This is a genomic window from Ruegeria sp. H6 (assembly GCF_056532975.1).
In genome coordinates, this window is record NZ_JBQFOA010000001.1 from 103,727 (window position 1) to 123,631 (window position 19,905).

General features: G+C 53.6%; 23 protein-coding genes and 1 pseudogene. 19 read left to right on the forward strand and 5 right to left on the reverse strand.

What is annotated here, in order from left to right; all coding sequences use genetic code 11:
• Positions 1 to 49 precede the first annotated feature (49 nt).
• The 6 genes and pseudogenes from ACR0AG_RS00480 (at position 50) to ACR0AG_RS00505 (ending at position 8,307) form a co-directional block, all read left to right on the forward strand.
• On the forward strand, positions 50 to 2,332 hold the full coding sequence (locus tag ACR0AG_RS00480; RefSeq protein ID WP_480835310.1) for an adenosylcobalamin-dependent ribonucleoside-diphosphate reductase: 2,283 nt from the start codon (positions 50 to 52) through the stop codon (positions 2,330 to 2,332).
• Positions 2,333 to 2,704: 372 nt separating this feature from the next.
• Entirely contained in the window at positions 2,705 to 3,694 is a 990-nt protein-coding gene (locus ACR0AG_RS00485) for a glycosyltransferase family 2 protein (protein ID WP_480835312.1), read from the forward strand.
• On the forward strand, positions 3,687 to 5,360 hold the full coding sequence (locus tag ACR0AG_RS00490) for a hypothetical protein (RefSeq protein WP_480835314.1): 1,674 nt from the start codon (positions 3,687 to 3,689) through the stop codon (positions 5,358 to 5,360). Before ACR0AG_RS00485 ends, ACR0AG_RS00490 begins: the two co-directional genes overlap by 8 nt.
• 380 nt (positions 5,361 to 5,740) lie before the next feature.
• Positions 5,741 to 6,538 (forward strand): glycosyltransferase, encoded by a 798-nt coding sequence (locus ACR0AG_RS00495; protein ID WP_480835316.1) that lies wholly within the window; start codon positions 5,741 to 5,743, stop codon positions 6,536 to 6,538.
• 13 nt (positions 6,539 to 6,551) lie between these two features.
• Positions 6,552 to 7,385: pseudogene (locus tag ACR0AG_RS00500) on the forward strand (class I SAM-dependent methyltransferase).
• Positions 7,386 to 7,389: 4 nt separating this feature from the next.
• The gene (locus ACR0AG_RS00505) at positions 7,390 to 8,307 is read left to right on the forward strand and encodes a hypothetical protein (RefSeq protein ID WP_480835318.1); all 918 of its coding nucleotides are present in this window, start codon (positions 7,390 to 7,392) and stop codon (positions 8,305 to 8,307) included.
• 276 nt (positions 8,308 to 8,583) lie between these two features.
• On the opposite strand, the gene ACR0AG_RS00510 is transcribed toward ACR0AG_RS00505, so the two are convergent.
• Entirely contained in the window at positions 8,584 to 9,813 is a 1,230-nt protein-coding gene (locus ACR0AG_RS00510) for an alpha/beta hydrolase family protein (RefSeq protein ID WP_480835320.1), read from the reverse strand.
• 705 nt (positions 9,814 to 10,518) lie between these two features.
• Here ACR0AG_RS00510 and ACR0AG_RS00515 point away from each other — a divergent pair.
• From ACR0AG_RS00515 to ACR0AG_RS00550, 8 genes are all read left to right on the forward strand, one after another.
• Positions 10,519 to 11,754 (forward strand): tyrosine-type recombinase/integrase, encoded by a 1,236-nt coding sequence (locus ACR0AG_RS00515; protein ID WP_480835321.1) that lies wholly within the window; start codon positions 10,519 to 10,521, stop codon positions 11,752 to 11,754.
• Positions 11,747 to 12,391 carry a hypothetical protein gene (locus ACR0AG_RS00520; protein WP_480835323.1) on the forward strand — a complete coding sequence of 215 codons (645 nt, stop codon included), beginning with the start codon at positions 11,747 to 11,749 and terminating at the stop codon, positions 12,389 to 12,391. Before ACR0AG_RS00515 ends, ACR0AG_RS00520 begins: the two co-directional genes overlap by 8 nt.
• A 115-nt stretch (positions 12,392 to 12,506) precedes the next feature.
• Positions 12,507 to 12,713 carry a helix-turn-helix domain-containing protein gene (locus tag ACR0AG_RS00525; RefSeq protein WP_480835325.1) on the forward strand — a complete coding sequence of 69 codons (207 nt, stop codon included), beginning with the start codon at positions 12,507 to 12,509 and terminating at the stop codon, positions 12,711 to 12,713.
• Between the two features lie 224 nt (positions 12,714 to 12,937).
• The gene (locus ACR0AG_RS00530; RefSeq protein WP_480835327.1) at positions 12,938 to 13,144 is read left to right on the forward strand and encodes a transcriptional coactivator p15/PC4 family protein; all 207 of its coding nucleotides are present in this window, start codon (positions 12,938 to 12,940) and stop codon (positions 13,142 to 13,144) included.
• Positions 13,145 to 13,672 (forward strand): hypothetical protein, encoded by a 528-nt coding sequence (locus ACR0AG_RS00535; RefSeq protein ID WP_480835329.1) that lies wholly within the window; start codon positions 13,145 to 13,147, stop codon positions 13,670 to 13,672.
• A gap of 146 nt (positions 13,673 to 13,818) precedes the next feature.
• Positions 13,819 to 14,265: a DUF5681 domain-containing protein gene (locus ACR0AG_RS00540; protein ID WP_480835331.1), complete on the forward strand. Its 447-nt coding sequence runs from the start codon at positions 13,819 to 13,821 to the stop codon at positions 14,263 to 14,265.
• Between the two features lie 220 nt (positions 14,266 to 14,485).
• Positions 14,486 to 14,761 (forward strand): hypothetical protein, encoded by a 276-nt coding sequence (locus ACR0AG_RS00545; protein ID WP_480835333.1) that lies wholly within the window; start codon positions 14,486 to 14,488, stop codon positions 14,759 to 14,761.
• Positions 14,758 to 15,105: a hypothetical protein gene (locus tag ACR0AG_RS00550; protein ID WP_480835335.1), complete on the forward strand. Its 348-nt coding sequence runs from the start codon at positions 14,758 to 14,760 to the stop codon at positions 15,103 to 15,105. Before ACR0AG_RS00545 ends, ACR0AG_RS00550 begins: the two co-directional genes overlap by 4 nt.
• A 51-nt stretch (positions 15,106 to 15,156) precedes the next feature.
• Here ACR0AG_RS00550 and ACR0AG_RS00555 read toward each other — a convergent pair whose 3' ends face one another.
• Both ACR0AG_RS00555 and ACR0AG_RS00560 read right to left on the reverse strand, forming a co-directional pair.
• The gene (locus ACR0AG_RS00555) at positions 15,157 to 15,321 is read right to left on the reverse strand and encodes a hypothetical protein (RefSeq protein ID WP_480835337.1); all 165 of its coding nucleotides are present in this window, start codon (positions 15,319 to 15,321) and stop codon (positions 15,157 to 15,159) included.
• Between the two features lie 115 nt (positions 15,322 to 15,436).
• Positions 15,437 to 15,706 carry a hypothetical protein gene (locus tag ACR0AG_RS00560; protein WP_480835339.1) on the reverse strand — a complete coding sequence of 90 codons (270 nt, stop codon included), beginning with the start codon at positions 15,704 to 15,706 and terminating at the stop codon, positions 15,437 to 15,439.
• Between the two features lie 264 nt (positions 15,707 to 15,970).
• Between ACR0AG_RS00560 and ACR0AG_RS00565 the strand changes: the two genes are divergently transcribed.
• Positions 15,971 to 16,675 carry a class I SAM-dependent methyltransferase gene (locus tag ACR0AG_RS00565; protein WP_480835341.1) on the forward strand — a complete coding sequence of 235 codons (705 nt, stop codon included), beginning with the start codon at positions 15,971 to 15,973 and terminating at the stop codon, positions 16,673 to 16,675.
• Positions 16,676 to 16,789: 114 nt separating this feature from the next.
• Positions 16,790 to 17,194 carry a PaaI family thioesterase gene (locus ACR0AG_RS00570; protein WP_480835343.1) on the forward strand — a complete coding sequence of 135 codons (405 nt, stop codon included), beginning with the start codon at positions 16,790 to 16,792 and terminating at the stop codon, positions 17,192 to 17,194.
• A 67-nt stretch (positions 17,195 to 17,261) separates the two neighbouring features.
• Here ACR0AG_RS00570 and ACR0AG_RS00575 read toward each other — a convergent pair whose 3' ends face one another.
• Positions 17,262 to 17,537 (reverse strand): hypothetical protein, encoded by a 276-nt coding sequence (locus ACR0AG_RS00575; protein WP_480835345.1) that lies wholly within the window; start codon positions 17,535 to 17,537, stop codon positions 17,262 to 17,264.
• A gap of 196 nt (positions 17,538 to 17,733) precedes the next feature.
• Positions 17,734 to 18,054 (reverse strand): ArsR/SmtB family transcription factor, encoded by a 321-nt coding sequence (locus ACR0AG_RS00580; RefSeq protein ID WP_480835346.1) that lies wholly within the window; start codon positions 18,052 to 18,054, stop codon positions 17,734 to 17,736.
• A gap of 208 nt (positions 18,055 to 18,262) precedes the next feature.
• On the opposite strand from ACR0AG_RS00580, the gene ACR0AG_RS00585 reads away from it, so the two are divergent.
• From ACR0AG_RS00585 to ACR0AG_RS00595, 3 genes are read left to right on the forward strand one after another with little or no spacing between them, the layout of a single operon-like run.
• A complete protein-coding gene (locus ACR0AG_RS00585) occupies positions 18,263 to 18,688 on the forward strand; it encodes a hypothetical protein (protein WP_480835348.1) in 426 nt (141 codons plus the stop codon).
• Between the two features lie 31 nt (positions 18,689 to 18,719).
• Positions 18,720 to 19,529 carry a hypothetical protein gene (locus tag ACR0AG_RS00590; RefSeq protein ID WP_480835350.1) on the forward strand — a complete coding sequence of 270 codons (810 nt, stop codon included), beginning with the start codon at positions 18,720 to 18,722 and terminating at the stop codon, positions 19,527 to 19,529.
• Positions 19,526 to 19,747, forward strand: a complete 222-nt coding sequence (locus ACR0AG_RS00595) for an HGGxSTG domain-containing protein (protein ID WP_480835352.1) — start codon at positions 19,526 to 19,528, stop codon at positions 19,745 to 19,747. The genes ACR0AG_RS00590 and ACR0AG_RS00595 overlap by 4 nt, the downstream gene beginning before the upstream one ends.
• Positions 19,748 to 19,905: the final 158 nt, after the last annotated feature.

The following is a 19,905-nucleotide window of genomic DNA, read 5'->3' on the forward strand; positions in this document are numbered from 1 at the left end:
GTGTGATTTGGGGTAGCCTGTATCCCTTCGTCAGGACAGGGAATCACCAATGAGCCGCTTTGCCGCCCCCATCGCCGAGCAAATCTGGGACATGAAATACCGTTTCAAACAGGCGGATGGCACGCCCATCGACCAGACAGTCGAGGACAGCTGGCGGCGCATCGCGCGCGATCTGGCGCGGGTTGAAAAAGACCCCGCCCATTGGGAGGACAAGTTCTATTCCGCGCTGGAAGACTTCAAATACCTGCCCGCCGGGCGCATCACCGCAGGCGCGGGCACCGCGCGGCAGGTGACGCTGTTCAACTGTTTCGTTATGGGCACCGTGCCCGACAGCATGGGCGGTATCTTTGACATGCTGAAAGAGGCCGCGCTGACCATGCAGCAAGGGGGCGGGATCGGCTACGATTTCTCGACCATCCGCCCGCGTGGTGCGGATGTGAAGGGCGTCGCGGCGGATGCCTCGGGGCCGTTGTCGTTTATGGATGTGTGGGATGCCATGTGCCGCACGATCATGTCCGCCGGTTCTCGCCGCGGGGCGATGATGGCCACCATGCGCTGTGATCACCCGGATATCGAACAGTTCATCACCGCCAAATCCGACCCGGCCCGCCTGCGTATGTTCAACATGTCGGTTTTGGTGACGGACCCGTTCATGGAGGCGGTCAAGGCCGATGGTCCGTGGGATCTGGTGTTCGATAGCAAGGTCTATCACACCGTGCAGGCCCGCGATCTTTGGAACAAGATCATGCAGGCCACCTATGATTATGCCGAGCCCGGCGTGATCTTCATCGACCGGATCAACGCAGCCAACAATCTCAGCTATGTCGAAACGATTGCGGCGACCAACCCGTGCGGAGAGCAACCCTTGCCGCCTTATGGGGCATGTCTGCTGGGGTCTGTGAACCTTGCGCGACTGGTCGCGGAACCGTTCGAAGACTCGGCGCATCTGGACGAGACGGCCTTGCAAGAGTTGGTTGCCACCGCCGTGCGCATGATGGACAACGTGGTGGACGCGTCGAAATTCCCTCTGGCCGAGCAAGAGGCCGAAGCGCAGGATAAGCGCCGCATCGGGCTGGGTGTCACCGGGTTGGCGGATGCTTTGCTGATGCTGGGCCTGCGCTATGGCTCGGACGAGGCGGCGCGTCAGACCGAGCGCTGGTTGCACGCGATCGCGCGCGCCGCGTATCTGGCGTCGGTCGATTTGGCGAGGGAGAAGGGGGCGTTTCCCTTGTTCGATGCCGAGAAATATCTGGCCAGTGGTACCATGCAGCAGATGGATGACGACGTGCGCGACGCGATCCGCGAACATGGCATCCGAAACGCACTGCTGACGTCGATTGCGCCAACGGGGACAATCTCTCTCTATGCCGGGAACGTGTCTTCGGGGATCGAGCCGGTCTTTGCCTATGCCTACACCCGCAAGGTGCTGCAAAAGGATGGCTCGCGCACCGAAGAAGAGGTCGTGGACTACGCCGTGCAGATGTGGCGCGACAAGTTCGGTGATGCGGAGTTGCCGGAGTATTTCGTCAACGCGCAAACTCTGACCCCATCCGATCACGTCAAGATGCAAGCGGCGGCGCAGAAATGGATCGACAGTTCGATTTCCAAGACGATCAATTGCCCCGAGGATATCAACTTTGACGCCTTCAAGGATGTCTATATGCAAGCCTGGGATCAGGGTTGCAAAGGCTGCACCACCTACCGGCCCAACGATGTGACCGGGTCGGTCCTGACCGTATCCGAGAGCGCCGACACTGCCCCTGGCGAAAGCGCCTCTGCCCCGCATGAAGTGGATGGAGGAGAGGTTGTCTATATGTCGGAACCCTTGGATCGTCCGCAGGCGCTTGAGGGGTCGACCTATAAGTTGAAATGGCCCGACAGCGAGCACGCGATCTATCTGACCATCAACGATATCGTCATCGGCGGGCGTCGCCGCCCGTTTGAGGTGTTCATAAACTCGAAGAACATGGAGCACTACGCCTGGACGCTGGCGCTGACCCGCATGATCTCGGCAGTTTTCCGACGGGGCGGGGATGTGTCCTTTGTCGTGGAAGAGCTGAAAGCGGTATTCGACCCGCGCGGAGGCGCCTGGGTCAAAGGCAAGTACATCCCATCAATCCTTGCCGCTATCGGGAGTGTCATCGAACAGCACATGATCGCAATCGGATTCCTTGAAGGCGAGGGCATGGGGTTGAAATCCGACCCACAAGCGCAAGTCGTCAACCTGGACGCCCCACGCGGAAAAGCCTGCCCATCCTGCGGTCAGTATGACATGGTTATGATCGAAGGCTGCATGACATGCCGGAGCTGCGGGCATTCCAAATGCGGATAAGTTATAGCGGTTGATCGAGACAATATGACACAACACCACCTGTCGTGAACGCTTGGTTTAATGGGCAGTCTGCGAAACAAAGGGCTCAGCGCTTCATCTGTCTCTCGCTCGGTCAGAGTTGACGAGATTGGCTCTTCTCGCGTGTCTGAACCGAGAACCAATTCGTGAATGCAAAACCAATGTGCCCCAATGCGTTTCAGGTCCAAAAACGCAATACGAAGTCGTGCTTGGGTTCTCTGTTAAACCTAAGCACGTTTCCCTTATGGCCGCACCAATCGTTTCAGTTTACGCAACAATTGCTCGTTCTGGACATAATTCCGCCCTAAATCCAAGGGTAATTACAAGCCCATTATCATCAATGAAGACATGATCATGAAACTTGTCGTTCAGATACCCGCGCTCAATGAAGAAGAAACACTTGCAGAGGCAATCGCTGCAATTCCTCGGTCTGTCCCGGGGGTCAGCAGTGTCGAAGTCTTGGTGATCGACGACGGTTCGACCGATCGTACTGTCGAAGTCGCCTGGGCCGCGGGGGCCGATCATGTCCTGAAAATGAGCAGCCATGTCGGGCTTGCCCGGGCGTTCAGTGCCGGGATCGAATATGCGCTTTCTCTGGGTGCAGACGTGATCGTCAACACCGATGCGGACAACCAGTACTGCGCGGATGACATCCCAGCCCTGATTGATCCTATTCTGAAACGTCAAGCTCAGATTGTGGTAGGTGCGCGCCCGATCTCGGAAATTGAAAGTTTCTCGCCCGTGAAGAAAGCCTTGCAACGGTTGGGCAGTTGGGTTGTGCGCGTTGCCAGCAAGACGAACATACCCGACGCACCAAGCGGGTTTCGCGCGTATTCGCGCGATGCTGCCGCACGTCTTTGCGTTGTGAATACCTACACTTACACTCTGGAAACGATCATCCAGGCCGGTCGCAAGCATATCCCGATGACCTCGGTTCCCGTCAAGGTCAACAAGGTCACGCGTCCGTCCCGACTTTTCCGGGGTATCCGTGAATATGTGACCCGGTCGGCGCGCACCATTTTGCGCGTCTTTGTAATCTACGCGCCGTTGCGGTTCTTTCTGTCGCTCGCGGCGATATTCGCCTTGCCGGGCCTGTTTGGCGTGGGCCGGTTTCTGTATTTCTATGCGACCGATGGGGGTGGCGGCCACATTCAGTCATTGGTCCTGTCGGGCGTCCTGCTTGCCATGGCCACCATCCTCTTTGCAGTTGGTATCCTGGCCGACCTTATCGCGACAAATCGCAGCCTGTTGGAAGATATCCGCGCCCGCGAATTGCTGCGCACGCGGCACACGCCGTCAGAAGTGATCCCCCTAAGCCCATCCAGGACGGCGGAAAATGGATAGCCCGGCTCTCGACCGGAAAGGATTTGATCTGTCCGAGCGGTTCACGTTTGACCGGCTTGTACGAGGCGCCATTGCCGCCATATTCGGTTTGCTATTGGTGTTGACCTACACTCACAACGTCAACTGGGACGAGTTTTACTTCTTGTCTCATGTCCATGCCTCTATCGACGGTCGTTTGGACCGACCGATGCAAACCTTTTTTGTTCACGGATTTGCATGGCTCGATGCGGTTCCCGGAAACGAGATGGGCCAGATTTTTGCCGCCCGACTTGTGATGGTCGCCTGCCTTGGCTTGACCACGATTTCGATACATCGGATCGCAAATTATTTTACCGATCAGCGCTGTGCCGATATCGCGGTCCTTGGGTTTCTGACATCCGGCTTTGTTCTGGCCCATGGTGCGAGTTTCCGGGCCGATCCGATTGCCGCCGCTTTGCTGACGGCGTCGGTTGCAATCCTGCTGACCTCTCGCCTGTCGATCTGGCACATGCTGGCCGCCGCAGCGCTGAGCGCCCTGGCGTTTCTGGTCACGATCAAATCTGCCCTGTACCTGCCTGCGTTTTTGGCCGTGCTGCTTTGGCGGATGAATGACCGATCCGCAGCGGTTCGTATCATCCTAGCGGGTATCATGGCCGGTGCCATTTGCATCGTTCTTTACCTCTGGCATGCCTCCGGTATTCGCGTCGCCGAAGGGAATGAGACTGCAAACAACGCCAAAGACGCATTGAGCACGACTTTGCTGAAAAGCGGTTTGCTTCCTCGGGGAACCGAGCTTTTGAGCTGGCTCATGTTCAGCATTCCCCAGATCATACTGGTGGGTATCGGAATAGGCGCCAATTGGAGTGCGCGGCGGGCGCTGTTGCTTTTATTGTTCGCGACCCCATTGCTTTCGGTGGTGATCTATCGCAACGCCTTTGTTTATTTCTTCCCATTTGCTGTACCGCTTTTGATGGTGGGGGTCGCCTTCGGGGCGCAAAAGCTTGGGTCAGGCCGGCGCCTGACACAGTTGGTGGTCGTCATGTTGGCGGGATTTGGTGTTCAGGTCATTCAGATGATGCCAGACAACGCGCATGCCCAACGCGCAACCATCACCGAAATCCATCGCCTTTTTCCTGTACCTGTGGCCTATCTCGATGACAGCCACATGATCTCTAGCTTTCCCAATCCCGGGATCTTCATGTCGGGTTGGGGGATTGCCCGCTATCGGGCAAATGGCCAACCCATTTTTGCCGATCTTATCGACGCGCATCAGCCGCCTGTGTTGATCGCCAATAAACCCGGGCTGAAATTGACGATGGAGCCTGAGTTTTCGGGCGATAACGCCATGGTCTTGCTGCCCGATGACCACGCCGTTCTGCGCGAGTCGTATGTTCACTATTCGGGGGCGATTTGGCTAGCCGGGCGAGAGGTCACCTTGACCGGAGAGCCCACGCATATGTCAGTGCCGTTTCCCGGAGACTACCGAATTGAGATCACCGAACCGGTCAGGATCGGCGCGCGCAGCGTTCAGACTGGCGAAGTGATAAGCGTAGGCACCGGCCCGCTACACATCACCGGACCCGAGGGTGCCGTTGTCAGATTGATTTGGGACACAGGTGTCTCGCCCATACCGCGGGACAGTCTTGACCGTGATATCTATGTGGGTTTCCGGATGCTCTCATTATGACGTCCGACATGGCCCTTAGCCCCACATCAGCTGAGACTACCGCCCGACCTAAGCCCCATGAGAAGCGGGTGGTGTTCTGGGGAACCTATGACCTCAGCAAACCGCGCACACGTATTCTACGTTCAGGGCTGCAAGAGCTTGGGGTCGAAGTCATCGAGATCCATGCTGACATTTGGCCAAAACACGCGGACAAAAGCCAATTAAGCATGGGGGTGATGATCCAGGTATTGCTGCGTGCCTTAATGACCTATCCACTCTTGATCCTGCGTTATCTGCGCGCACAAGAGCATGACGCGGTCCTTGTCCCGTATCTTGGTGCGCTCGATACAATCGTGCTGTGGCCATTTGCGAGAATTCGAAGGCAGAAAATCACGTGGGACATGTTCCTTTCCCTCTACGATACCGTCGTCAATGATCGCCGCATGATCGCTGGTAGATCACCCGTGGCCTGGTTGCTTTGGAGTACCGAAAGGCTGGCCTGCCAGGCCGCTCATCGCGTATTGCTCGACACAGGCGCACATGCCGAACACATAGCCGGGATTTTTCGTTTGCCTGCACGTAAACTGGGCGCAGTGCCGGTGGGCGGAGAACCAGGATCGTTCGGGCGTCTTCCTGCGGCGCAAACACATGACGGGCCAACGCGGGTCTTGTTCTATGGGCAACTCATCCCACTGCATGGGCTGAACACGATACTAGAGGCCGCCTTGTCGGACCGTGGCCGTGAAATCGATTGGCATTTGATCGGCACAGGGCAGGACCGCAAATTGATCGAAACCGCGCTGGCGGAGAACGCACATGATCACATCACCTGGCAGGATTGGGTGCCTTACGAAGACCTGACGCAGGCGATTGAGCGTGCCGATATTTGCCTGGGTATTTTCGGTGCATCCGGCAAAGCCGCGTCCGTTGTGCCCAACAAGGTTTATCAGGCTCTGATATCAGGCCGTTCGGTGATCAGCCGGTCTTCACCTGCCATGGTCGAAACGTTTGGCACCGACACTGCGGGATTGAAACTGATTCCGCACTCCGACCCCGAAGCCCTGTTGGATGCCATCGCTGAACTGAAAGCGGAGGGGTATCCAGTGTTGCCAGCCGATCAGCTGGAAATGGCCCAACCGCAAGAGATCGCCCGAGCGCTGTGCCAATACCTGTTCCACCGCGTGCCAAACGCCGGATAGAGTTGTGACCGAGATGACTGATACCATTCATGCGACTGCTGGCGCCAGCAATGCACCCATTCGACACAAGCATTTCGGGCCGGCATTGCCGCAGGCCAATTGGGTGCCTGCTCCACGCTATTTGCTGCGACGCGATTGGGTTTTGCGACAAGTGGATAACCTGGATCCCTGCAAAGTGCTGGACATTGGATGTGGCCCGGCTGCGCTGCTGTCTGAGCTCGCTGCGATGGGCTTTGATGCCTACGGAGTAGATCGATCCCGACAAGCTCTGGAACTGGCCGAGAATTTCAACGATCTAAACAGCCCCATGACACTTCTGGCTAAACTTGACCCAACCTGAAAGAACTCATTCGATTTGAACATGTCGTTTGAGGTCATCGAACATTTGGAAGAAAATGTAGACGCTATGCGAGAATGGCAAGCCTATGTGAGGCCCGACGGGTACAAACTGTTAGCAACACCTGGACATCCTTCTCGGTGGACCGCGGCAGATGTATGTGCCTGGCATGTAGGACCTGATATTAATGAACTTCTGCTGAATTGCATAAGAGACGCAGGATTTGCGGTAGACACCATCGAATGCTATGGGTTTCCATTGGCTAACCTCTTGGAGCATTTTAGCGCTCGAGCTTACGGCAAAGAACTGGATACCCAATCCAAAGCGGGTAAGAGCGCACATGACTTGACTGACGAAAGCGGTAGCGACCGCAGCGCCGAAAGTCGCTTTTGGCCCTTGATTTCATCGAATCAATCCGTGGCCGCAATGCGGTTGGCCTGCCGATCCCTATGTTCATTTCTGAACACGGCTTGTGGCAGTGGACATCTTGTAGTGGCACGGAAATTCTAAAGAGATGGGCAAGGTCCTACGCTATTTGGGGACTGCTGCCGCCCTGGCCTTCATCGGTTTCATACTGGTGCGTCATGCCGGGGAAATTGCGGTGCTCGATTTCGGGTCGGCAAGTACCCGGTTTGCGCTTGCGGGTGGTTTTACGCTCTACATCCTGTCTCAGGTCATTGGCGCGATAGGTTGGCGCCTGACGCTCGGCCTTCATGACATAGCATTGCCTCGTATGCGGGCTGAAAGCCAGCTTTTGGCGTCGCAAATCGGTAAGTATATCCCTGGAAATGTGGCCCACTTAATCGGACGATTCGCACTAGCGCGAGAAGATGGTGTGTCCCCATCGATCATCGCGTCTTCGCTTTTGCTCGAAATTGGCTTTCTGCTGACCAGCGGTGTTATGATTGTAGCGGCACTGCTTCTGTTCCTTCCTGACTTTGTTTTGACAATAACATCCAACCTTCCCGAACCTTGGCTGGACGGGCGGGCCATAATGATTTTCCTGGCGATTTTGGCAGGCATCGCAATCGGCCAATTCCTGATCTGGCGCAAAGCGGGAAAGCCCAGACTCGAACCTTTTAAATGTCTGATGTTGCTGTCGCTGCATGTTCTGAATTTTTTTGTGTTGGGTGTCTCGCTCTGGTGCATCGCCAAAGGAATTCACCCAGAGGGCAGTGTCAGTGTATTGCAGTGCGTTACGATCTTCACCACCGCGTGGGTCGCAGGTTTTCTGATGCCAGGCGCACCAGGAGGCATTGGGGTACGGGATGGGATTATTGTTCTTGGACTTGGGCTTTTTTTAGGTCAAGGCACCAGCCTGACCGCAGCCATTGCCCACCGAGCAATCTCGGTATTGGGCGACGTGACAGTGTTCGGGCTTGGTGTTGCCTTACGGCGCAGCACCAATAATGAAGACAAAGCTTCAACTTAGATAAGCGGACCTTCCATAACTCGGTGGACCCGGAGCCTGATCGGATGACCGGAGGTTGGGTGGTACCGGGGACCATGTCGTTGCGGGCATGGATGCCAACCACCACGAGCAAATCTTGTGCTCTATCCGAGTTGATGTGTCCGGTTTGGCGGTGGGTCAGGACATGTCAGCGATCAGAGCTATTGGTGTTGGATAGTCCCTAGATAGAATCCCCCTTTGTTTCGGGTGATTTTTTTAGCGCTCGCCTCAAGTTCATTGTCGGTAACGGCAAGCACTTCATTCAATTTGTTCAAGAAAATCGGTAACAACATTTTCCCAAAGTGGAGGCCAATACAAAACCCAATGACCAGCTAAATGCCGCGGGGCTGTGACGACATAAAGTTGACTGTCCGCGCCGTTAGCACTCATTTCTGCCAGGTTGGATTTGGAGTGCTCAATGCTATAGAGCGGGTCGTTATCAGCATAGATTGAGAGAACTGGCCCGGCAAAAGACCCAATTCTCCTAAACAAAGTTGGGTTAATGACGGGATCTCCATCTGTTTCGTTTACCCATCCGCCAACAAAGTTGATTACCCCTGCAAAGTTGTCCGGAGAACTTCCTGCTTGAAGCAAAGCGACGACACCTCCCCGAGACATGCCGCCAAGCAGTGGTTTATCCGTGTTGACGTCTGGTCGTTTCTGCAGCGCAGCCAACGCTGCGTTGACGTCTATCAGTGCCCGTTCCGCACCAGGGATCGAAAGAGCAGGTTCCTGCGAATACCCCTGGGCTCGATCCTCGGCAAATCCCTCATCGTATAACCCGTCTGAGCCACCTCTGCCGCGTCGCTGAGGAAAAGCAACGATCCAGCCATGTGCATTCAATAAGTCTGCAAGCCAGTCGTTTTCGAAAAACCAATCGAAATCATGCGGATTCTTGCCCGAACCAGTTGAGCCGTGATGAATCATCGCTAGTGGAAATGGGCCGTCTCCTTTGGGAATATACACTGCCACCGCAAGATTTATTGGTTTGCCATCCTCGATAATATCCGTTGCCAAAAACCCGCGTTCACCAATTGAAAACCAGTCTTTTGCGGGCGCTGACAAAAATTCCGAAGGAGTTTGGCGTTCCAAAATCGCAAAACTGTCCCCATTTGGATGATAGCCGCGCATTCGACCAGAGTCTGAAAGCTCATACCTTGCCGGAAACTGCTCATCCGTCAGTTTCAGTGTTCCGTTTTCTAGTATTGCTGTGCTTCGGAACCAATTTGCGAGGCCGTTTCGGTCTCGCCCGACGGCATAGATGAGACTTAGAATTTCTTCATTCTCATAACCCTCAACAATGAGGATGTGGTTTCGGCTGTTATTCCATCGCCCCGTCCAAATCCCAGCAATAGGTAATTCGGGGGTTTCGATAATTTCCAAGTCTTTTGGAATTGGGACGTCACCAAATAAGATGGTCTCCTGAGCTCTAAGGACGCTAGCGAAAAGTAAAGCCACAGTTAGTGAGAAAACACGAAAGATAGTCATGGTCAGAGTTGTCCATATGTAACGAGCGCGGTCTAGGTTCTGCGCCTACAACCCAGACCAGGTTGGCTGCTGCGGCCAGATTGCGCTCAGCATCCAGCCGAGCATAACACATGCAAATCACCCCATGAAACGTCATCAACCGCAAGACACTGTCCGGGTCTGGGCGAAAGGAGCGGATGGTGTCGTGACCCAAACTGAACTGCCAGTTTGCAGCCGGTCCGGAAACGGGCCGCGTTTTCGCAATCTGCCCACTTTCCTACTAACAGCCAATATCGCTGCAGCACCGACTAAACCCTTATTTTGCCGGGTCTCTCAGGGAGTTTGGTTTTGAGTGTGCTTACTGACAATAGATGTGTCCCACATACTAATAAGTGCGCGGGTTGCTCGGGTGTCGATGTTAAGTGATTGATTTAAGGGTAGCCGAGGACCGTTATTTTCGCTTACCCCCGACGGCAATTGGGGGGGATTTTGGTAGCGGAGGAGGGACTTGAACCCCCGACACGCGGATTATGATTCCGTTTACCCTGTAATTTCGAGTTCAGTCCCTCATAGTCCGCTGACGTCCACAAACATCTAATGCCTTCCCTATTTTTCGTTTATTTTATGCACTATCTGTGTTGTCCCCTGAGTAATTATTGTCTATCATTGTCCACAGCCGTTCACCACAATCCAACCGATTTTGTCCCCCATGAGTCCCCCAGAGTATTGAAGAAGAAACTGACTAACAGATTTCTTGAAAGCCTGACGCCACCGGAGGCGGGGCGTCTCGAGATTTCTGACACTGAGCGCAAAGGGCTGAGGTTTCGGCTTTCCTCCACTGGTAAGGCTGTCTGGATGTACGAAAAAAGAGTCAAAGGGGGACCAAAGCGCAAGCACACTCTCGGTCAGTGGCCTAAGCCTGTTGGGTTGTCAGAGGCCCGAAAGATGGCTTTGGAGATTGAAGCCGAGGCGGCACAGGGCATAGACCGAATTGCCGTTGCAGAGGCTGAACGCCTAGAAAAGAAACGAATGCAGGCGTCAACGTTGAACGTGTCACAGGTACTGGATATCTATGACAGCCTACATCTATCCAGCCTCAGAACACGCGACGAAAGACTGCGTCAGTTGCGCCAATCGCTATTTGAACATCTGGAAAGACCAATCACTGAATTAACCAAAAGCGACATTCAAAAAGCAGTGGACGCAAAAGCGTCGGCTGGACGAAAAGCCTACGCCAATCGCATTCGAGCTGCGTTGTCGGCCTTTTCAAATTGGGCATGGGTTCGTGGATATATCACCGAAAACATTGCCAGCGGAGTTGCGAAGGCCACGACCGAACATGCGCGTGAGCGGGTTTTATCAATTGGCGAGATACGGACAATCTGGAAGGCTACGTTTCAGATGGGTCCCGTCTGGGGTCCGGTTTTCCGGCTATTGTTGCTTACCTGCCAGCGCAGGGGGGAGATCCTGGGCCTTAGGTGGGAAGAAATTTCATTCGACGCAGTGCGGATGACTAAGCCGGGTTCCCAGACAAAGAACAAGAAGCCGCACATAACTCATCTGTCCAACCCGGCCCTGAACGAATTGAAGGCGCTTCACTCCGATGACACCGACACCGGCTTTGTATTCACCACGACTGGCGAGACGCCTGTTTCAGGGATCGGAAAAGCAAAGGCACGGCTGGACAAACTTCTACCGGATGATTTTGAGCATTGGCGGATTCATGACATCAGAACCGGGTTCGCTACAAAGATGGCGGATGCTGGGGAGAATGAGGCTGTTGTGGATCGCATTTTGAACCACTCGGCAACTGCATCGGCACCAACACTTGTGGGGCGCGTGTACAATCAAGCTCAGTTGCTGGATCAGCGGGCCGCCGCGCTGGATAAGTGGGCAGAGCTGGTGACGCAGGAAAGCGCAAAGGTTATTGGCTTATGTATGACCGGTGGTTCAGATGCCTAGGAAGCCCGAACAAACTCGTGGACGACGACCCAAAGTAGATAAGGCCTACTTGCATACAACGGGCGACTTCGAATTAGACAAAGGTGCGGTTGTCAAACTATTTGAGCCTATAGTCGGCAAGCTAACCGCCCAGCAAGAATCTAGTATCACCCAATTGTTGAACTCGCGAATTACCGAGGTGCGAAACAGATATTTGACTTGGGCCGAAGCAGAAGAAGCCGTTGCAATATTTTTAGATGCGGCTCGAAAGGCCAGTGATGCAATCACGGAGGTTTCTGAGCTCGGTGAAAATAGCGTTTCCAGACCTTTAGGCACTCATCTTCTTGAGAGCCTGGACTATGATTTCAATGAGCCGAATGCTTATCTGCGCTTGGATTGGGTAAGTGTTAAAGCTTGGCTTGACAAGAGCATAGAGAGCATTCCAAACGAGTTCACACCGCACAAAGGCGGGGCGGCTCCTTATGATGAGTTCATCATGCAGATGGCGGATATTGCTGAGAGTAAGGGCGGGTCGCTCAATCACCTGCTTGCTACACTCGAATCTGAGCTGCCTGGATTGGTCTTTCCTTCACACTGCACTCAGCCCCACGCACGGGGCGATTACGTAAAAAACGTTCTGCGTCGGAACCGAAAATAGTCTTGGGATTTCAGGCGGGTAAATTCCCTCAGTAATTCCTGGAATTTACACTTTGTGTAATGTTTTCAGTTGGTTGTAGAAGCCTTAGTATCCCCATGGATAAGGAGATACTACTATGGATAACAACCGAGCAACCAGCGTAAGGCCACGTTACGCAACTATCCCCCAGGGCTCCGACTATCTGGGGCTATCCCGCGCGACACTCTATGCTGAGAGGAAGGCTGGTCGCCTAAAGTTCGTCAAATTCGGCAATGCTACACGCGTTGAATACGATGAACTTGATCGATACGCCAACGAGGAAGCAAAGGCTGTCGCCATATAAACGAAACCCGCGCACCATGGGTCAATCATGGGCACGGGGCATTTCGTTTTCAGTCGGTGACAGGACTGCAAGAAATGTAACGTGTTCTGACCTAAAGCGCAAGCTTAAGGAAACCTGAACATGGGAACATTAGACCTCCAAATCCGCACTATCCGCCGCAAGCACGGCCTCTCAGAGGCCGCTGCACGCATCGTTGCAACGCTTTATTTCGGGGAGGGCCGCTAATGGCCCTCATCACCCAGATTCCCAAGAACAGCCGCGAGGAATTCCGCATAAGCCGGGATGACTTTCAAGGGCATGACCTAATCAACATCCGCGTGTTTTTCATATCGAAAGACGGAGAGATGCTGCCCGGCAAGCAAGGTGTCGCCTTCAAGGCTGAGTTGCTTCCCGACTTCATTGACGCGCTCAGCAAGGCGGAGGCTGCGTAGATGGGGCGCGATAGGCGAAACGAGAAACGCGGCGAGCATTTCACCAAGCTTGTCCGAAACATGATGGAGACGCCCGCTTGGCGGGCGCTCTCCCCCGTCGCGCAGTCTCTTTACCCCTGGCTCAAGCTGGAGTGGCGTGGGCCGGACAACAACAATAACGGCAGGATCAGTCTCAGCGTTCGGCAGGCCGCAGAGCGTCTTGGTGTCGCTCGTAACACGGTCGCGAATGGCTTCCGCGAGTTGCAGGTCAAAGGCTTCATAGCGGTCACCAAACCACCCAAGCTTGGTGAAAGTGGTGTCGCAACTTCACCGCTGTTTGAACTCACAGAGATATCTCTACCAACAGCGCACGGAGACGGCGGTCGTCGGCTCTACAAGCAGTGGTCGGAGGGGGCGGATTTTCCAGTGGTGAAGGCCCCAACTCATAACCCAAAAGGGACCAACGGAAAAGAAAAACCCCGTCATCAAAATGATGACAGCACCGTCTTAAAATATGCGACGGGGAAGCCAAAGGCGGCTCAAAAATGATGACAGGGCGGCTCAAAATCTGCGCCGAAAACACCCCATTTGGGCAGGGTCCCCGGCTCAATATTGATGACATCCTTATCTACCAGGGGGGTCTGGGGGAAACAGGCACCTTCTGCACCAACAATCCAACAAGCGAGGCATGAGCAATGACTGATGAATCTGACCGCAAAAACGGAACGAATACGGACGACAGAAACCCGGACGGCACTTTTGCTACCGGCAACCCCGGCAAGCCCCGAGGAACCCGTCACCGGGTCACTCGGGCGATTGAAGAACTGCTGGAGGGTCAATCTGAGCAAATCACCCAAAAGGCGGTTGAGATGGCGCTTGAGGGCGACAGTACGGCCCTGCGTCTTTGCCTGGAGCGGATCGCACCCACCAGAAAGGACGCGCCGGTTAGTTTTGACCTGCCTCCCATCAAATCCGCCGCAGACGCCTCAGAGGCCGCGCAGGCGGTCTTACAGGCAGTTTCTCAGGGCGAAGTATCTCCATTGGAAGGGGCCACTGTCATGGGATTGGTTGAGCAGTACAGGCGAGTTCTGGAAACCACCGAACTTGAACGCAGGATCACAGCATTGGAGGCAGCGAAATGAGTGGAATGTTCAGACGAGTCACAAAGCTGGAAACGCGGACGGCAGCCGGACCACGGCAATTCACCGTGTATCGCACAATCGTCAGCCGAGCCGCAGACGGAAGCTTGATTGAACGGCTTTCGACAATTCGCTGTTTTGGCAAACTGCTTAGCCGCAGGAACGATGAAACAGAAACTGAGTTTATTTCACGAGCTGAGACGGAATTGAAGGAGCAGAACCAATGAGTCTGAAATCACGCATAGAGAAAGTTGAACGTGTGGCCAATCCGAAGAGGGGAAATGAAATGGACTCGATAATCGTCTGTTCTATGCCCCCAAAGTATCGTGAAGACGGGGGTGTAATTCCCAGGCAGCCGGGCGACGATGAGGGCCGGACTCCTGCGTTTGCCTACATAATGAAGGGGCCGAAGTCGGGCAGCCAGGTCACCAGCATCGACGGCGAAACGATGGAAGAGTTTCGGGTTCGAGTTAAGCGCGTCGCGGAGGGGCTGGAATGAGTATCAGAAACAGAGTTGGAAAGCTGGAGAAGGTGTCATTTGACGGGGAGCCTAATTGGAGCCCGCAGTTTGAAACGGACGCCACAGGTTCGTTAATGGCTGGCGAATTCCCGGAAGTTGGATTGGCGCGACTGGTCCGTAGCGAGTGTGAGTACGAAGAAGACTTTCGCAATCGCGTGTATTTGGCGATTTCAAGCGCGACTGCTGGCATGAGCGAAGAAGTTTACCGCAAGCTAACGACCGTGACTTTGGAGCGATGCCTGGCAGCACTGGAAAGGCGAATAGCAAAACACGATCCGAGCGCGTTGGCTGAGCTAAGAGAACGAGGGCTACTGGATCTCTAAGTTACCCTGCGGCCTTTGGGTCAAATGTTACGACCGCAGGTGCTTATGTACTTACGGCTCGGTTTGGCGCGACTTTTGGATTAAATAAAACAAAATTCGCTCTGCACGCCCTTGTTCGTCCTCAGCGGTTTCGTATAGCTCCTGAAATGCTTCGTCGGCGAACATCTCTGAGGCTATTTCTTGCGCTATAAAAATATCTCGCTCAACAGTGTTCATTATCTTTCCGATTTAGAAAAAGGTTAAAACCGAGTTCTTCGGAAGGGTCCAAACAACAGCGCAAGTCTCAATTGCCCAATCTTTGCACCAGTAAAAAGGCGCGAGCGTTGTACAATTAGGTGCCCTTGGTGGCCTTAGCTACTGCGTCGTTTGCCTTCCCCATGTTCTTGCGAGCGACATCAACTTTCTTTTGCTGCATGGCAAGTTTAGGCATCAGTGTGGCGAACTTCGCGGCAGCGGCACCAATCAAAGAGGGGTTTCCACTTTTCATCTTAGCCTGATGAACGGATAGCTCCTTTTCCAGCTTTGCAAGTAATTTCGCTTCCTTGTCGTATGCCGCAATACACTCGTGTAGTTTCTTTCCTAACTTTGCAACGTCTGCCATTTCAGCTCTCCTGACTCTTTCGATGTTTCAACAGTCTAAGCAAGCCGACTGAAGCTCGTCATGCGTGACACGGGTTTCTAATAGCTGTCAACGGCAGCTCAAAACACCCTAAAGGATAGTATGCCGCGCAGACCTGCAACCATCAAGTTAAGAAGTGTTCAACGTATTCACTGAAGCCAAAGCCCTAGACCCTGTGTTGGAATGAGATAACCTGACATCCAATTGCCGACAAAAATACCAGCTTTCAGAAGAGGTTCATCAAATATGGCAGAGACCGAAGATCCTCGTTTCATCGACTATCTTGGTGAAGCGAAAGACAACCTGTACTTTGAAGCAGAGGCACTGGCGGCTGTTTCCAAAACACTGCTGCATTCAGAGCTTAGTGCGCAGGCGTTGTCTCGCGTCGTTATTGCTTCAGAAGCTGCGGCGCTTGGTATGCCCACAATCGCCAGTGCTCTCGAAGATACCGATTTTGACCCTAAGTCTTTCCCCTACGTTAGCTATGACTTAAGAGAATTTCTCCGCGTCATGATAGAGTTGGATACTCTACTTACGGACGATCCAGACTACAACGATGGGAAATTCCGCTATCGCCCTATTCGCTTTCTGGAAGTGGGATGTGGTCCTGGCAGAAACCTCTATGTCCTTCGAAACGGCGGACTACTGCTTTGGTCCACGATTGAAGGAATAGACATTGTCGAACCCTACATCAGTGCTGCTCGCGATTTCTACAATTTGGGTGACAGTGTCTGGCAAGACGACGCCTTAAAGTTAGACTACTCGCCATTTGACGTAGTGTTTAGCCATAGGCCATTCTCGGATTATGCAGCTGAGGCCGAATATGAAAGACGCCTTGTCGGCCAGATGAAAAGAGGTGCATATCTTGTCGCCCCGCTTTGTGAAACCCACGCGGAAGACACGCGTTTGGTAGCGATAGGTGAATCTGGTGTCATTTGGAAACGGCTCTAGCTTTATTTTCAACATTACAAGGGTGAAGACTAGTGAGACTTCCTTTGCTTGCCGTCACGGCGGCGTCCTCGGTGTCTTGAATGAACGTTCGTCGTTCAATAGCCTTCATCGCAAATGGACAAAGAAAACCTCCAAGACTGGTTACCACCTTTCTCCCAATCCCTAGGATTGGAGCTGGTTTCGGTATCGCCGACAGAAGTCACAGCGCGTTTGCTGGTACGGCCTGAAATGGGCAACCGAAACGGGGTGATGCATGGTGGAGCAATTATGGGGGCCGCTGACTCAATAGGCGGCGTTGCTGCGGCAGTTAACCTTAGTGACGGTGCCAGCACCACAACTCTGGAAAGCAAAACGAACTTCATCCGACCCATCAAAATTGGCGATGAAGTTACCTTGACCTGTTCGCCCCTGCATCGAGGTCGAAAGACGATGATTTGGCAAACCACCGTCGCCCTGCCCAATGGCCGCCCCGCTGCGATAGTCACACAGACACAAATGACGCTCAATTGGAGCGTTTGATACCTTTCAAGTACCCGAGTGAAATCGGAAATTGGAGGCGCAAAAACGTTGCTGGGCTTACGCAACCCTAAGTCTTCAGTTCATTTCCGATGAAACCTGCTGCGCCTTCGTTGTTCAGGATTTCTACGGCCACTTGCTTGGCCTCAAAGTCGGAGCCGAACTTGTCATCCCAGACATAGCTGGCACCTTCGAAGTCAATGACCTCCAAAGTCCAACTGTCCTGCTCTTCAAGGCGATAGATTTCGATTTCGAAGCGGTAGCCATCAACTATGACAGCTTGGCACAGCTCGGACAGAATGAGTTTTGACTCGTCGAGTTTGGGCTCTTGTACTATGGCGCTCATATTCACGATCCCAACGGTTCTGATGGTCTCAATCCACCAGCCCACAGCTCTGTGAAGTCAGTCAGTGTGTCTGTTCGGCTGTCATGCAGGGACATTAACTTACACGCCGCCCACATAGCAGCGTCCCACTCTGCGTTGTTCGAGCGAATTTTGAATGCGTTGAAAACTGCTGAATGGCCAGTGGCAGGCGCGTGTCTCAATTTCGGGAATCCCCGCTCTTCCTCTCATCTTCACAGAACAACTCGTAAATGACTTCGAGCAGTGGAACCACCCTCTTGTCGGCAATTTTATAATACAAGGACTTACCTTCACGCCGGAAAGTTATCAATCCAGATAAGCGAAGCCGCGCGAGTTGCTGGGATACTGCTGCCTGGCGTTCAGATAACAGTTCAATCAGCTCTGATACGCTCTTCTCGCCGGACGCAAGATGACAAAGGATCGTCAACCGGCCCTCATGAGAAACAGCCTTTAGAAAGTCTGAGGCTTCAAATGAGTTCGGCGTTAAGTCGAGTGACATGTAATAACCTTACATCAACATATCGAAATTCGATACCAGACCACACCGACCACACAAAGTTAATTCGTTTTTGCCTCACATATACGGCAATAGTTGGCTCGCCGAATGAGTGTTATTTTACCCCACTGTTCTCTATACAGCCCCGCTTCGGCCTTGCCTTTTATGGGGTATTATGATACCCCAATAGCAACAAAATAGGGGGGCGGCAATGGTAGCGACACAAGCAGATAAGCAAGGGGCCAGACAGAAGGCTCATCGACTAAATCCAACAGACGAACTTACGTCTGAAGACTACGAAAGCATTGATGAGGACAGAGCCGCGTTGATCCGTTCGGGTCGGGTTCAATTTTGGCGCATCAATGGCACGGTGGGCATCTTCTCTGAAAGTGTCTTGAGCGGTGTGTGGCAGTTAACGATTCATTTCGCAGACCCCCAATGTGAAGGGCTGGATGAGGAATTGAAGTTAGTCGTCCGGTCCTTCTGGGAAGCGGAAGACCCTGAATATGTGACGGCCAACTGTGTGGTGAATTGGCCCAACACTTGGCTAATGCAATCAGCAGGTTTCCATCAGAATGGCGTGTTGCCGCTTTCGTCTGGCCCCGTCGCATCGTGGGGATGGCGAAAGAGCCATTAACCCGCCTCAACTTACAGAAGGAAACGAGCCAATGGGAAAACCATCAGCGCCTGAGCCACCAGATCCACGCGAAACATCTGCGGCTCAAACAGGCACGAGCATTGCAACCGCGCTTGCGAACATGAATGCCAATATGGTCGGTCAGGTCACGCCTGACGGTACGCTGTCTTATGAGCAGACAGGGACGTATAGGTTCAAAGACCCATACACGGGCAAGAAGTACAAACTTCCGACCTACACGGCCACGCAAACGCTCTCTCCGCAACAACAGGCCATCAAAAAGCAAAGCGATGCAGCTTCCCTGAACTTGGCTACTTTAGCCAACGACCAGTCACGTTTCTTGGGCGACTACATGGCTGAACCGTTTCAGTACAATGTGGGCGACCATGAGGCATGGGCCGGTGGGCTGTATGATAGCCTGAATTCTGAGCGCAATTCACAGGATATGGAAACGCTGACGGCACAACTGGCAAACCGGGGTATTAACATCGGCTCTGAGGCATATGACCGCGAGATTGCAAACATCCGCGAAAGCCAGATGAACGACCGCAGCCGGTTTATGCTCGATAGCTACAATACAGGCATGAACTCTGCTCTAACCCAGAGAAACCAGCCGATTAACGAAATCACCGCACTGATGAGCGGTTCCCAGGTTTCGCATCCAAACTTCGTGAACACGCCTCAAACGAATATCCCGACGACCGACGTGGCCGGAAACATCAACAACGCATTCGGACAGGAAATGGCGGGCTATCAACAGGATTTGAACAGCTACAACCAAACCGTAGGCGGGCTGTTTGGGTTGGCTGGCGCTGGCATCATGGCAGGGAGGCGTCAATGACCGAGATTTGTGGGGCGAGACTACCTGACGGCACGCGATGCATGGAGGAACCCATGCAGGGCAAAACACGTTGTCGCCTGCATGGAGGGCTGTCCACCGGCGCAAAGACCGCAGAAGGCCGAAAACGCCAGTCAGAAGGCGCTAAAGCCCGCTGGCGGGAAATTCATCACGCGTTGGCGCTCGCGCAGTCACACGCAGGAACAGAGGCAAGGGCATAATGGAATTCACAAGATACAAAGGACCGAAGAAACCGGGTTTCGTCTTTGGCGGCGATACCGGCATTTCTCACAGGCAACTACAAACAAAGCGCCGAATTGCAGATGCATTGGCGGCTAATGTTGGGCGAACGCCTCGAAACGTTGGTGAAGGTTTGTCA